A 13,467-nucleotide genomic window follows, 5' to 3' on the forward strand; every position below is an offset into this window, starting at 1 on the left:
TGAAGTTGATAAAAACTGAAGCTGTTCTCTCTCTTTGCAGCAGTTGTGTGAAAGGCTGAAAGTGATAAGTCGGCAGGACAACGCGTGCGCCATCACGTGGCGAGCCGTCGTTGGCGGGACCGTATGCCTTCACTCGGTGCGCCAGATCCACCGCGTTCGAGCGCGTCGAAATCGAGGCTGCGCAGCGGCTGCGCGCGACTTCGAGGTGATGGGCTCTGATGAGAATGCAGGGAGTCAAGAGAAGAACCGGCGAATCAAAAGGCTCAAACCGCCGAAGCGGTTTGAGCAAAAGTCCCCGGCAGCAAACCGTCCGCCGGGGGAGGGGCGAAACTAGATCACCGCACCGACGCGATCGTCGACACGGCGGAGTTGCCCACGGCCGTGGCGCTGACCTGGTTGCCGGCCGCGCGCAGCGTGCTGCCCGCAGCCGCGCCAGTGACGCCGATGCCATAGTTCACGCCGGTGGCAGTCGCCACGACCGTGCCGCTGTTGGTCTGGAAGTTTCCGACCGCAGCCGTCGGACGGCTGGCGCTCGGCGCACTCACATTGACGCGGTTGGTCGCGGTGTTGCCATACGCTTCGGCGGCGGTCGTGTTGCCGGTGACGGCCACGGTGCTGCCGCTCACGCCAGGCACGAGCACGGGAGCCGTCGCGTTCAGGGCCACCTGGTAGCTGGCCGTCGCGAACGAGCTCACGTTGCCCGTGTTGCCCTGGTTGTTGAGCACGGCGGCGGCCGCTTGCGAGGCGCCGACGGTGCTGCCGGCAACCGGTGCGGGCGTCGCGTAGCTGCTGCCAGCCGACACGTTGAGCACGTTGCTTGCCGCGTTGCCGCGAGCCAGCGCCGTCGTGCTGTTGCCGTCGATGGTCAGCCCGCTGTTGAGCGCGGCTGTCGCTGCCGGCACGCCACCCGCCAGGCTGAAGCCCGCGGCGGTGGTCGAGCTCGCGTTGACGGCGGCGCTGCTGGTCTGCGCATTGCTCAGGCCGGCGTTGCTGCCTTGCAGCGCGGCGCCGGAGAGCGTCACGCTGTTGTCGGCGCGGTTGGCCGAAGCCTCTGCCGTGGTCGCGTTGCCGGTGATCGAGAACGTGCTGTCCGCCAGGCCCGTGGTGGCCGTGGCCACGCGATCCTGGTTGTACAGGCGCGTGCTCGCCGTGCTGGAGACCGAGGTGGACGCGGCCTGGCTGTTGCTGAGCACGTGATCGCCGGTGGCGCCCGCTGCGTTCAGAACGGCATTGGTCGTGGCACCGACCGGCGTTGCGTTGCCCGCGGTGACCGTCAGCGCGTTCGTGGCATCGTTGATCACGCCCAGCGAGACGTTGCGGTTGTTGGCCAGCGCCACCGACGAGCCCGACACGGCGCCCGGCGCGTACAGCTCCGCGTCCGAGCTCGCGGCGACCGAGGCGGTGCTCGATTGCTGCGAAGCCAGCGCGGAAGTCGCTGCCAGGTTGGTGGCGGTCACGCCCAGGGTGTTGGTGGCCGTGTTGGCCACCGAGCTTGCGCGTTGGCTGTTGTTGGACACGCTCACCGTGGAGTTGCCGATGGCCGAGCCGGCCACGGTATCCACGGCAAAGCTGCCGTACACGTTGCTCACCAGCGCCGAGTCACCGGTCACCGATTGCACGTTCGACAGCGCGTTGTCCGCCTGCGCGCCCGAGCCGGTCACGAGGGCACCCGCGGTCGCCACCGTGCGGCCGCTGCCGGCTGCGACGGAGTTGCCGGTGACGCTCGTGGTGTTGGTCGCGCTGTTGCCCGTGACCGAGCCGGTGTTGCTGTTGCCGTTGACGGACAACTGCGAGCCGGTCACGGCACCCGAGACGGCCAGGATGACGCCGCCCTGGTTCGGGACGCTCGGCGTGGCCGGCGTGCCGGGGATGAGCCCCGACAGCACGGCCGCGCCCCCGTCCACGATCGCCGAGTAGGCCGACAACGAGATCGTGCCGAGCAAAATCGCCGAACCACTGACGTTCCCGCCGGACTGCGTCCAGCCGTTGCTGGTGAGATAGCTCAGTTGCGCCGGCGAGAGGCTGGATGCCAGCACCGTCAGCGTACCGCCCGTCAAGGTCAGGGTGGCGCCGGAGCCCGAAACGGTCAGTCCGCTTCCCGTGGCACTGAAAGTGAAGGGCTCGGGTGCGGTACCCGCGCTTCCCGCCACACCCGCCTGCCCGATCAGCGCATTGACGCTGGCGCTGGTCGTCTGCGAGTTCTGCAAGGCGGTCGTGGTCGACAGGCCGTTGCCCGACAGGCCCAGGCTGTTCGTCGCGGCGTTGCTGGTTGCCGAGGCGGTGGAGACGTTGTCGTTCGAGGCGATGCTCGAGCCGGTCACGTTGCCACCCACGGCGGTCAGCACGCCGGCGGCGGTGCCACCGACCAGCGCTCCGTCACGCTGCGTCGCGGTGACCGAGCCCGCGCCCGATTGCGCGTTCTGCACGCTGAAGGCGGCGTTGGTCGTGAGCGTGCCGGCGTTCGAGGTCGCGCCGGTGAGCGGCGTGGCCGATGCGGTGTCGATGCCATTGCCCGATGCGCTCAGGCTGTTCGTGCCGCGGCTTCCGAACGCCAGGGCCTGGATCTGGTTGCCGGAGGTGGCAACCGTCGAGGCCGAGACGTTGTCCTGGATGGCGGTGGCAATAACGGCGCCGCCGGTGGCGGTTGCCGACACGGCACCGCTGGCCGTCTGTGCGCTGGTGACGTTGGCGATCGATGCCGCGCCCGCTGCGTCGACACCGGTGCCCAGGCTCACGCTGCCGGCGTTGCTCGCGTCGTTGCCGTAAGCGGCCGCGACGAAGGCATTGCCCTGGTTGGCGATCTGGCTGCGGGTGGCGTTGCCTTCCAGCAGGACCGTCAGCGCGCCCAGGGGACCGCCGAAGCCGGTGGCTTGCGCATCCACGTCGCCGAGTGCCGACTGGTTGTTCAGCAGGCCGTAGGCGGCGGTGACCGTGCCGCCCAGGCTCGGGGTGCTCGACAGCGTGGACGCCGGTGCCACCGAGGTGGGCACGGTGGCGCCGTTCGCGGCAACCGTCAGGGTGTTGCCGGTCGAGTTGCCGTAGGCGATCGAGCGCTGCAGGTTGTCCGACAGGCTCAGGCTGGTGTCCGTGATGTGCGTGCCGGCGTAGACCGCGGCGGCCGAGCCGCCCAGCACGGTGCTCACCGGCGAGGCTGCGTCCACCACCTGGATGTTCGCGATGCCTGCGCCCGAACCGATGCTCGTGCCAGCGAGCGACAGCGTGTTCGAAGCGCTGTTGGCCAGGCCGACGGCTTCCTGCGTGTTCTTGCTGGCGCTGACCGTGCTGCCGGTGATGGTGTCACCGCCGGTGCCGCGCGAGTCGACGTACGCGCCCACGTACGAGCCGCCCAGCGTGGCCGAAACCGGGCTGGCGTAGTTGCTCTGCAGGCTGGTGATCGTGGCGGCGCCGCTGGCCGAGACGTTGCCATCGGGCGTGCGGCCACCGCTCAGGACGGTGGCGCCGGCGCCCAGCGGCAAGGCGTTGGCGGCCAGCGAAAGGCTCTGGGTCGCGCTGTTGCCGTAGGCGGAAGCCGCGGCGCGGTTCTGCTCGACGGCCACCGTGCTGTCCTTGGTGGTGCCGTTTTCCAGGCCGGTCGCGGCACCGATGATCGACGGTGCGGTGACGGCCGAAACGCCGCCGCCGAAGTTGCTCTGCTGGTTCGCGAGCGCGGCGGTGGCGGAGAAGGTCGCACCGTTCTGGCCGGTCGTAATCGCGCTGGAAACGGCGTTGCCGGTGGCCGCGGAGGTGATCGCGTTGCCCGAGACGGTCGCCGCGCCGCCATCGATCGACTGCACGGTGGCGGTCACGCTGGCGGCATTGGTGGAGCCTTGCAGCGCCACGCCGACATTGCCCTGGGTGTTCAGGATCGCGAGGTCCGCACCGAGCTGCGAGCTCTGGCTGCCGGCACTGTAGGTGCTGCTGTTGACGGTCGGGCCGCCCGAACCGGCGACGGAGATGCCGTCGGCGAGCACGATGCGGTTGCCGGCGACGCCGGCTGCCCCCAGAGCTTCGTTGCCCGTGGCCGCGCTGGAGATCGTGTTGCCTTGAACGGACAGGGCGCCGTTCAGCACGTTGGTGGTGCCCGTGCCGTTGCTGCCGATCGTGGCATCGATCGAGGTGGCGGTGTTCGACGCGTTGTGCGTCACGCCCACGCCCTGGTTCAGCTGCAGATTGCTCACGACGGCCGAGCCGGCGAAGGTCGGTGCGCCACCGGCCTGGATCGAGGCGGTGTTGGTTGCCGCATTGCCCTTGAGCGTGGCGGAGACAGTGTTGCCGTCGAGTGCGGGCGCCGAGCTCACGGCGTTCGCGCCGTCCGCGGTCAGATCGAGCGTGACGGCATTGCCGCTGGCGCTCGCGGACGATGCGGGGCCGGTGCCCTGCTGCGCCGTGGTGACCACGATGCTGCCCGATGCCTGGCTGCTGTTGGTGGCGGCCGAATGCGTGCTCGTGGTGATGCCGGGGGCGTTGGAAGCGTAGTCGACCGGAACGGTACCCGCCACCGAGGAGGCACCGCCGTTGATCACGGTGGTGGCCGCGATCGTGTTCTGCGTGTTCGAGGCGCCGCCCGAGGAGAAGCCATTGAGGTTCACGCCCACCGAGTTGCCGGTCGCGTTGCTGGAGATGGCGCCGGTGTTGGTCTGCACGCCCAGCGATGCCGCGCCATCGAGCGCGATCGTGTTGCCGGTCAGGGACAGGTCGATCGCGTTGGAGAACTCATTGGCCTTGGCCGTGGCGTTCACCGTGTTCTGCGTCGTGGTGTTCGACGTGCCGGTCTGCACGCCATCCACCGTGATGCCGATCTGCTGGCCGGCGGCGGTCGCCGACACCGGCTGCGACTTCGTCTGCACCGAATCCACGGTGAGGAAGCCCGAGGCGGTGGCGGTCGAGGTGGTCGCGTTGATGGTGGTGGTCGCGCCCAGTTCGGGCGGTGCGGCCATGGCGCCGCCGGCCGCAAGGCTGGCGAGCACGGCGAGGCCGACACGGCTGAGTGCCGGCGCCTTGATGGCACGCGACTGGAGATTGCGAGTCTTCTTCATGGAAGTTCCTTGGGTATTGATCAAAAGTTCCGAAAATTCGGTGGATCCGGAGGATCGATGTGGTGGTGGCGTTCAGCTTTCAGTGCGGTTTAGCTCCCTCGTCGTGTGTTCTCCTCTCGGGCTGGTTGAACCGGCCCGCCCTTGCCCGAGCCCGCGCCCTGGACGCGCAACTTGGCGACCTCTTGCAGCCCTGGACCGTCGCGATGGATGGCCGTGTCGGCCTTGTCGGGCCGCCAGCTGACGCTGATGCCGCCGGGCGCGATCCCGCGCGAGATCAGCGCCGATGTCACGACGCCGATGCGCTGGTCCGTCAGCAGATCGCGTTTGCCCGCGTCCCAGTTCTCGGTGTCGCGGGCCACCAGCACCACTTCGGTGGGCGCCTTGGCGGCGGCCGCCGCGATCTGGTCGAGCAGATTCAAGGTGCCGCCGGTCAGCGCCGCGGCGCCGAACTCGAACGGGATCTGCACGCTCGCTCCGTCGCTGGTGCTGACGGACGATGCGTTGCTGGCCGCGTTGACGGCCTCGCCCGTGAGCACGCGCGCGCCGCTGGAATCGACGATCGGGTTGGGAACCTTGCGAAGCGACTCCGCCGATTGGCGCGGCAGTTCATCGAACACGCGCATCCCGAGGCAGGGCTTCGGGTCGACCTTGGTGACGGCGGCGACCAGGCGGACCACGGCCTCTTCCAGCGCCGCGCGAATGCCCAGCTGCACCGGCTCCTGGCCCTTGGCGCCGACGTCCACGTCGAACAGGTCGTTGCGGAAGAAGCGGAAGACGTTGAAGCCGACCTCGTAGCCGTTGAACTGCTTGGTCAGGCTGATGGTCTTGAGGATCATCAGCGTGCGGGTGTCGACAATGCGCAGGTCGACGCCCACCGACTGGCTGAAGGTCCTGGCCTTGATGCCGACCTGGTTGACGGCGAACTCGGCGCCGCCCGAGTTGATGTTGTAGTTGAGCTCGGTGATGCCGCCGACGATGAAGTAGTCGGACTTGTTGATCGAGCCGCCGAAGTAGGGCAGCCAGGGCACCACCTGGTTGCCGGCCGGCCCCGCCAGCTGGTGCGAACGGCCGTCGCCGAGCTGCCGGCGATCGGCATAGCCGAGCTCGCGCTCCGCGATGACCGGATCGAAGCGCTCCGCGACCTGGACCGCGCCGCCCATCTTGCCCAGGGCCGAATACACCATCAGCGCACCGCCCTGCGTGATGGCGTTGCCCTCGTTGATGCTGTATTTGCCGGTGTAGTCCTTCACGTCTCCCACGGAGACCACGATGGGAGGCCTGGAAGTGGCGGCGACGTGATCGCCATAGCAGGCGAGCACGGCCTCCATCGGCGTCACGTTGTCGCGCACGGCCGGTCCGAGAACGATGGGGGCTTCCTTGGGCGCGGCACGTTCCTGCGGGGCGGTGACGCAGCCCGCGAGTGCGGCGAGTGCAACGGCCGCACCGAGCGTGCGTACCGCCGCGGTGGGCATCGGGCGTGGTCGAGCGAAGGTGATCGATGTCATGACTGGATTTCCGTCAGTTGAGCGTTCCGTAGGCACAGGCAGTGCTGCCGCTGACGCTTGCGCTCTGGCTGCCGCTGTTGGTCTGGTTGGAGTTGAGTGCCTGGGCTGCCCAGCCCTGCACCCCGGTGGTCGTGGAGCCGTTCACCTGGGAGCCGACGGTGCCGGCATTGGCCTGGCCGGTGGTCACCGTGCCGCTGCCGCTCCAGCCGGTGTTGTCGTTGCCGGTCGAGGTGGCCGCGGCGCCGCTGGTGCTCGGCGAGTTGGCAACCGTGCTGTTCGAGCCCTGGTTGCCCTGCGCGGTCGCGCTGACGTCGCAGTTGAACTGGCGCTGGATGTAGGTGTTGTTGGTGGTGCTGGCGGCGCCGTAGCTGCCGGCCTTGCGCCGCTGGACCATGTCCTGGATGGCGGCCTGGTTGGCCTTGTCGGCCGAGGTCTGGAACTGCCACGCGGAGTTCTCTCCGACGTTGTTCGCCATCCCCTGGCCCGCGCAAGCGATCAGGCAGGCCGCGACAAGACCCTTCTCGAGCGATCGGGTGATGTCGTGCACGCGCCAGGGCTTTGGGTGGGGGTGAGGTGAAGTGGTCATGAGGTGTCCGTTTGCTTGTGGAGTGCGGTGGGAGGGCCTGGGCGAAGGGCCGCCGGCGGAGACGGCAGAAGGCAACGCGCTCATGTCGCGCCGCCCGTGCGCTCTGTCGAGGAGGAGCGGAGGTCCAGGTGCAGGGCGATCTGCGACTTGTCGCTTCGTTGCGTGTGACGGGTCTTGGGAACGCCGGGCCGACGCCGAATCTGGCGCGGGAGATCGCCGCCTTCATCGACGTAGACGCTGCCTGCCGCGGAGGTGCGCAGCGGAAGCAGATGGCCATGCGTGCGCATGCGCCGACGCAGGCGGCCGATGACCTTGGTGTGCAGCAGATCGATCGATGCCTCGCCCTCCTCCGCGTCCTCGTCGCGACCGGGAACGAAGGCACCGGCGACATCAACGACCGACGTGGCGAGCGAGCGATTGAGTTCCCGGACCTCGTGCGGCGCGAGGAACTGGCTCGGCGCATGAGCGACGCGCAACAGCAGCGAGCGTTCCTGAGGACGCAGTCGGACCTCGAAGCCCTTCTCATCGGCCACGAGTCGCCAACCATTCATCGCGAGCCGCCAACTGCTCGAGCCCAACGAGACCTCTGCCGCGGCGGCGGGCGGCGCCGCGGGCCGGCCGGGACGCAGCTTTTCGCGGACCTCGCTTCTTCGCTGCTGGCGGATGGCCTCTTCGAGCGCCAGATACTGGGCATCGGTCGCGCTGTCGGCTTCACTCGGCGCGGGCTTCGTGGCAGGCGGAAGCTGCACCCGGTTCCGGTTCGACTCATTGCAAACGAGCAGGTCACCCACAGTCTCCTGCAGCTGTTCCAGCAGAAGGCCCATGCGCGCGAGAAGAATGTGCATCTCGCCGTTCACGCGTACGCCTCCCCTCGCCCGAGCTTCGCGCTCTCGAGAAAGGAGCCCTCCAGCCACTGGGCTCCCGCGCGCAGCGCCAGGTGCATGTCCTCTTCGCGCTCGATGCCGTCGACGACTGCATAGGTCGCCAGGTGGCCGGCCAGCGACACCATCTCCTGCAGCCCTTCCAGTCCGAACTCGCCGCCGCGGGCTCGGCGCAAGAAGGACGGATCGACCTTCGCGATGTCGGGACGGCAGGCGTGAACGATGGCGAGGTCACCGTCGCGGCATCCGAGGTTGCGAACTGCAATACGGCAACCCAGGGCCTGCAGGCGGCTGCAGAACTTGCGCATGGCCTCCAGTGCGCAGACAGCGCCGCTCGCGCTGAACTCCACCACCAGGCGCGAAGCGAGCATCGGCTCGGTCTGCAGCGCGGCGAAGAGGGAGGTCCACCAGTGATCGCAGTGCGCGCTTTGCGTCGAGAGGCGCACGCCGAGACGCAACGCCGGGCGCTGGCGCAGGATCGCCAGGGTCTTGCGCATCGCATGGCGATCCCACAGCCGCGCCAGGCCGAGTCGCTCCAGGCACGGCCCATAGAGGCTGTCGCGCACTGCATCGGCGCGGCTTTCCTCCGGCACCGGCCCCGCGCTTGCAACGAGCGAGTGATACAGGGAGGTCGAGCCGCCATACACGCCGACCACCGGGCGCCAGGACATGCTCAGGAATCCTCGGGACAGCGCGTCGGCCACCCGCACGGCGACGTCCATGTCGCTGCGGTATCGATGGCGCCAGCCATCCAGCTCCATCGGCTCGAACTCCGCGCATTGCTGGGCCGTCCATAGCGCGAGCTCGACGTCCGTGCTGTCCATCTCCGCAGGAGGGCGTACGTCGATCCAGTCGCTGTGCAGTTGCACCAGCGCTGCGATACCGCGGTACACGATCGGACGCTTGGCCACATGTGCGAGCAAGGATTCGAGGCGTTCGCAGGCCGAAGTCAGCGAGGAGTCAACCGGAACGGGGAAACTTTCGTTAGACCACAGCAAGTAGCAGTCATCACGCAGAAAGGCGAAGTCGGTGCTCTCCGTGCGAACGAACGAGAAACAGAGTCGGCGGCGGACCTCGCGACTGACGGCCATCGCGAAATCGATGCCGTATGCCTGCGAGAGCTGTGGAAGATTCCCGATGAAGACGTATGCGCACGCACGTTGCTGCAACTGACTGGCAGTTGCATCGGTGCGGTTGTGAGCGCTCGCGATCGAAGAGATCAGCGTACGAGGCGAAACCGTCGTGCGGGCATGAAGTCCAGCAAAGAAACGATGTCCCCCGCTGGGCGATAGGGCAAGCATCCAAAACTCTCCAGAGTCTTGTTTCGAAAACGTCGACCTCGGGCGAGGCAACGTCGGTTGTTTTTCGAACGGCAAGACTCATCCCTCCCGCAGCACGCGGGTCTTTGCATGGAGTCCGGCTGTTTTCGCGCAGGCGCACCCATCCATACGAGCCGAAGCGGCTCGTTGAGCGAAGGGGGCGTCTGGGGTCGTGGGCGAGTCGTCTACGTTCTGACGACCGGCTACCGCTGTGGGCGGTTAATGCTCGAGTGGTGCGCTAGGGCGAGCTGTCGAGATCCCTGGCGGCACTGTCTAAGGTGAGCTGCCTATAGCACGCGCGATCGTCATCGTTATCTCCGTTGCAAGCTGTAGTACGAATGGATACTACAGATAACGGTAGGAAACAGGTAGGTGCGCAGAATGAGTATGTGAATGCATTCACTTTTGGGAAACATTTCGCAGTAACGCGGCCCCGCATCCGGCGCGCTGTTTTCCCCACGCAACGATCTCGGGCTTCTACCGTATTTGTGGGATAGGCCACACGCGGAGATGCATGCTATTTGTCGCTCGCGATGAGCGTGCATTGGCCTGGCTTTGCGCGGATCGGAATTGCCTGTTGTTCTAGATCCGGCGTGCCAATGGGTGCAACAAAAATGGCAATGCGTTCACTCCTGGTGATCGCCCGCGCGAGCCGCATCGGCACGTGATGCTCACGCAAGACCGGCGGCAATTCGACGACAACCTGGGCAGGCGCAATCACCCCTGGCCATTCGTTCGAGCATCCCAACCCAGCATCGCGATCTCGATGATGCCCTCGAACTCCTCGCGGGTCGCTCCGTCGCGCGCCAGTATCGACATGCCGCTTTGCACCGTCTGTACGAAGCGTGCGAGCGCATGGATATCCGTGGTGCTCGCGATCTCGCCTTCTTCGACCGCTTGTCGAAGGCGATCCTCGAGTCGCTGCAGACCGACCCCGCGCGCCGCTCGAAGTTGCTCGGCCAGCTTCTCATTGCCGACGCCCACCGATGAGAGCGCCACCATGCATCCATTGGAGTGCTCACCCGGCGATCCGCTCAGGAAAACGGCGGTATCCATCAACAGCCACCTGACCGCATCGCGGGCTTTCGCGGCCGCCTGGAATCCATTCCAGAAATGCGGCTCCTGCGTTTCGCCGTAGTGGCGAATCACCTCGGCATAGAGCGCCTCCTTCGAACCGAAAGCAGCGTAGAGGCTCGGGGATGCAATCCCCATGGACTTGATCAGGTCGGAGATCGAGGTGGCTTCGTAACCCTTGGCCCAGAACAGTCGCGTCGCCTGCTCCAGGGCTTTCGCACGATCGAACTCGCGCGGCCGTCCTCGGCTGCGTTCGATCTTCGAGGACTCGACTTCCGTGTTGATCGATTTCTTCATCGCTCGATACATATAAGACATATTTTCGAGCAGAGCCTGCCGGATCTCTCCGGGTCAGGACGGCCTGCTTCCGTGGCATCTTATCGCACCGTTACAGATAGATGACACGTCGACGCGGTGAGACCTCCCTGGCAGCCAAGTCGGGCTGGCGGTCGAATCCCCACATCTTTCTGGCGGACGGTTGCAATACTTTATCGATCACCACATAATTCAACGATTCCAGGTCGCTTTCACCTTGCGAGGCCCAAGTGAAGACCGCGCCCTGCTTGAACGTCTCGTGGTTCGGCAACTTGCAACGAAAGGAATTCGATGGGACTCGCGCACACACGGTCTTCGGGCTTGATGGCATTGGCACGCTGCAACCTGAGCGCCGTCCTTCTTGGCTTGAGCCTTCTTCTGCCAGCGGCGGCATCGGCCCAGACCACCGACAAGGGCAACCCCTACGCTTCGATGGATGTCTCCGACGAAGCCCTCGTACGCGAGCTGAAGGGCTTCAAGAACGGCTTTGCCGATGTGAACGGCACCCGGTTGCATTACGTCGAGGGCGGACAAGGCACGCCGGTCATCTTGATGCCGGGCTGGCCGCAGACCTGGTGGGCCTTTCACAAGATCATGCCGGCGCTGGCACAGAACCATCGCGTCATCGCGGTGGATCTTCGGGGCATGGGGACGTCGAGCAAGCCCGAAGGTGGCTACGACAAGAAGAACATGGCCGTCGATATCCGCGAGCTCCTCAAGAGCCTGGGCCATCAACGCGCGCACATCGTCGGGCACGACATCGGCTCGCATGTCGCCTACGCGTTTGCCGCTCAATTCCCGGAGGCGACGCTTTCCACCGTCTATCTCGATGTCTCCGCGCTTCCTGCATCCGTTGCCGATCTGAAGATGGTGCCCGCGAAGCCGCTGTCGGGGCCCTTCAAGGATCACTTCTTCATCTGGTGGTTCGCATTCCACCAAATGGATCAATTGCCTGAAGCGCTGATCGAAGGGAGAGCGCATATCTACCTCGATTGGTTCTGGAAGAACCTGCTCTACAAGCAGGATGCACTCACGCAGCGCGACCGCGCCGTCTATGCCAATGCCTACAACACGCCGGACGGCATACGCGGCGGGAACGGCTGGTACAAGGCCTTCCCTCAGGATCTCGAGGACAACGCTGCCTATCCGAAGCAGATCGATGTTCCTTCGTTGGGAATCGGCGGCCTCGGCAATCCCCTGCTGGTCGACTTCATGCAGGCCCGCATCGTCAACCCGCAGATGGTCCACATTCAAGAGAGCGGCCACTACATCGCCGAGGAAGCGCCCGATCAAGTCGCCGATCTCACGCTGAATTTCTTGCGCTCCACAGAGCGTCAAGGCCGCCGCTGACAGATGGCGAGCGAGATGGACGAAATGAATTCTCCAAAAGGACGGCGCGACTTCGTGATGCGGACCACCGCGCTGAGCGGCGCATTGGCGCTCATGCATGGGGGCACGGCGTTCGCTCAGTCCCCTATCTCAACCCACACCCGAGGAGGCACGGCGATGTCCAGAAGCGAACTCAAGGCATTCTTCGAACGATACATAGACGCGCTCAATGCGCACGACATGGATCGCATGACGGAGTTCGTTCATGAGCGGCTGACCCAGCACGGAAAAACGATCACCCGCGATGACGTCATCGCGTCGTTGAAGGGCCACATCGAAGCCGTGCCCGACTTCAAGTGGCGGGTCGTCGATCTCGCGATCGACGGAGATACCGTCGCCGCCCGGCTCTACAACATCGGCACCCCGGCGAAGCAATGGTTGGGACTGCAACCCACGGGCGCCACGGTGGAGTACGGCGAGTTCGCATTTCACAAAGTGCGCGACGGGAAGTTCTACGAACAGAACTACGCGATCGACGTGCTCGAGGTTCAGCGGCAGCTTGCCGGCAAGAAGTAGACAAAGCCGACACGAGCCCCGCATCCCACATCCACAGCAATCAAGACCAAGGAAATCTTCATGATCCAACTCTCCAACAAGACCGCACTCGTTGTCGGCGGCAGTGGTGGCATCGGCGCGGCCATCGCGCTCACGCTGGCGCGCCAAGGCGCCGACGTCGCCATCACCTATGCGCGTTCGGCCGAGCGTGCTCAATCGGTGATCGACCAGGTACGCCAGGCCGGTCGCAAGGGCTTTGCCATTCAGGCCGACGCGCTCGAACGTGGCGCGACCGCGCGTGCTGTCGAAGCGGTCGTCTCCGAATTCGGGAAGGTCGATATTCTGGTGTCCGCCGCCGGCGTGTTCGACGCCGCGCCCATCGATGAACTGGATGGCCATCGCTTCGACGCCACTTTCGACATCCATGTGCGCAGCGTCTTCGAAGCCGCGAAGGCTGCGGTTCCCCACATGCAGGACGGCGGCACGATCGTTGCCATCGGCTCCGCCTTCGGACAGGTGGCCAACTTTCCCGGACTTTCGATCTATACCGCGTCGAAAGCGGCAGTGGCGGGACTCACGCGCGCATTGGCGCGGGAACTCGGCAGCCGTGGCATTACCGTGAACACGGTCAATCCCGGACCGACCGACACCGAAATGAACCCAGCGGATCCGGACCGGAATCCGCACTCGGTCGCGCACGCCAAGATGATGGCCATCGGACGTTACGGCAAGCCGGAAGAAGTCGCCGCGCTCGTCGCGTTCCTCGCATCGGAGCACGGCCGTCTCATTACCGGCCAGGCCATCAACGCCGACGGCGGATGGACTGCGTGACGAAGCACGCCTGACCAGCGGCGACCAGCGCCACGG

The 13,467-nt window shown here is 66.0% G+C and carries 11 protein-coding genes; 3 read left to right on the top strand and 8 right to left on the bottom strand.

Going from position 1 to position 13,467, the window contains the following annotated elements; genetic code table 11:
• From AC27VN_RS03495 to AC27VN_RS03530, 8 genes are all read right to left on the bottom strand, one after another.
• The coding region (locus tag AC27VN_RS03495) for a hypothetical protein (RefSeq protein WP_490875645.1) at positions 1-289 on the bottom strand (289 nt) is incomplete at its 3' end.
• A 46-nt stretch (positions 290-335) separates the two neighbouring features.
• Entirely contained in the window at positions 336-5,036 is a 4,701-nt protein-coding gene (locus AC27VN_RS03500) for a beta strand repeat-containing protein (protein ID WP_490875646.1), read from the bottom strand.
• A gap of 89 nt (positions 5,037-5,125) precedes the next feature.
• A complete protein-coding gene (locus AC27VN_RS03505; RefSeq protein WP_490875647.1) occupies positions 5,126-6,541 on the bottom strand; it encodes a CsgG/HfaB family protein in 1,416 nt (471 codons plus the stop codon).
• Positions 6,542-6,554: 13 nt separating this feature from the next.
• Complete coding sequence (locus tag AC27VN_RS03510; RefSeq protein ID WP_490875648.1) at positions 6,555-7,088, bottom strand: hypothetical protein; 534 nt, start codon at positions 7,086-7,088, stop codon at positions 6,555-6,557.
• A gap of 119 nt (positions 7,089-7,207) precedes the next feature.
• Positions 7,208-7,984, bottom strand: coding sequence for a hypothetical protein (locus AC27VN_RS03515; protein WP_490875649.1), 777 nt, complete (start codon positions 7,982-7,984; stop codon positions 7,208-7,210).
• On the bottom strand, positions 7,981-9,309 hold the full coding sequence (locus AC27VN_RS03520) for an EAL domain-containing protein (RefSeq protein ID WP_296783944.1): 1,329 nt from the start codon (positions 9,307-9,309) through the stop codon (positions 7,981-7,983). Before AC27VN_RS03520 ends, AC27VN_RS03515 begins: the two co-directional genes overlap by 4 nt.
• 535 nt (positions 9,310-9,844) lie before the next feature.
• On the bottom strand, positions 9,845-10,048 hold the full coding sequence (locus AC27VN_RS03525) for a hypothetical protein (RefSeq protein ID WP_490875650.1): 204 nt from the start codon (positions 10,046-10,048) through the stop codon (positions 9,845-9,847).
• Positions 10,045-10,698: a TetR/AcrR family transcriptional regulator gene (locus tag AC27VN_RS03530; protein WP_490875651.1), complete on the bottom strand. Its 654-nt coding sequence runs from the start codon at positions 10,696-10,698 to the stop codon at positions 10,045-10,047. Before AC27VN_RS03530 ends, AC27VN_RS03525 begins: the two co-directional genes overlap by 4 nt.
• Before the next feature lie 309 nt (positions 10,699-11,007).
• Here AC27VN_RS03530 and AC27VN_RS03535 point away from each other — a divergent pair, with 309 nt between their 5' ends.
• From AC27VN_RS03535 to AC27VN_RS03545, 3 genes are read left to right on the top strand one after another with little or no spacing between them, the layout of a single operon-like run.
• Positions 11,008-12,066 (top strand): alpha/beta fold hydrolase, encoded by a 1,059-nt coding sequence (locus AC27VN_RS03535; protein ID WP_490875652.1) that lies wholly within the window; start codon positions 11,008-11,010, stop codon positions 12,064-12,066.
• Between the two features lie 3 nt (positions 12,067-12,069).
• Positions 12,070-12,621, top strand: a complete 552-nt coding sequence (locus AC27VN_RS03540) for an ester cyclase (RefSeq protein WP_490875653.1) — start codon at positions 12,070-12,072, stop codon at positions 12,619-12,621.
• A 60-nt stretch (positions 12,622-12,681) separates the two neighbouring features.
• Positions 12,682-13,431 carry an SDR family NAD(P)-dependent oxidoreductase gene (locus AC27VN_RS03545; protein WP_490875654.1) on the top strand — a complete coding sequence of 250 codons (750 nt, stop codon included), beginning with the start codon at positions 12,682-12,684 and terminating at the stop codon, positions 13,429-13,431.
• Positions 13,432-13,467 lie beyond the last annotated feature (36 nt).

Source organism: Variovorax sp. 20P10.2.4 (assembly GCF_058244205.1).

Excerpts from the sequence above, each read along its gene's own strand:
- AC27VN_RS03505 (WP_490875647.1), bottom strand. The coding sequence starts at position 6,541 with ATGACATCGATCACCTTCGCTCGACCACGCCCGATGCCCACCGCGGCG.
- AC27VN_RS03520 (WP_296783944.1), bottom strand. The coding sequence starts at position 9,309 with ATGCTTGCCCTATCGCCCAGCGGGGGACATCGTTTCTTTGCTGGACTT.
- AC27VN_RS03535 (WP_490875652.1), top strand. The coding sequence starts at position 11,008 with ATGGGACTCGCGCACACACGGTCTTCGGGCTTGATGGCATTGGCACGC.
- AC27VN_RS03540 (WP_490875653.1), top strand. The coding sequence starts at position 12,070 with ATGGCGAGCGAGATGGACGAAATGAATTCTCCAAAAGGACGGCGCGAC.
- AC27VN_RS03545 (WP_490875654.1), top strand. The coding sequence starts at position 12,682 with ATGATCCAACTCTCCAACAAGACCGCACTCGTTGTCGGCGGCAGTGGT.
- AC27VN_RS03500 (WP_490875646.1), bottom strand. The coding sequence starts at position 5,036 with ATGAAGAAGACTCGCAATCTCCAGTCGCGTGCCATCAAGGCGCCGGCA.
- AC27VN_RS03530 (WP_490875651.1), bottom strand. The coding sequence starts at position 10,698 with ATGAAGAAATCGATCAACACGGAAGTCGAGTCCTCGAAGATCGAACGC.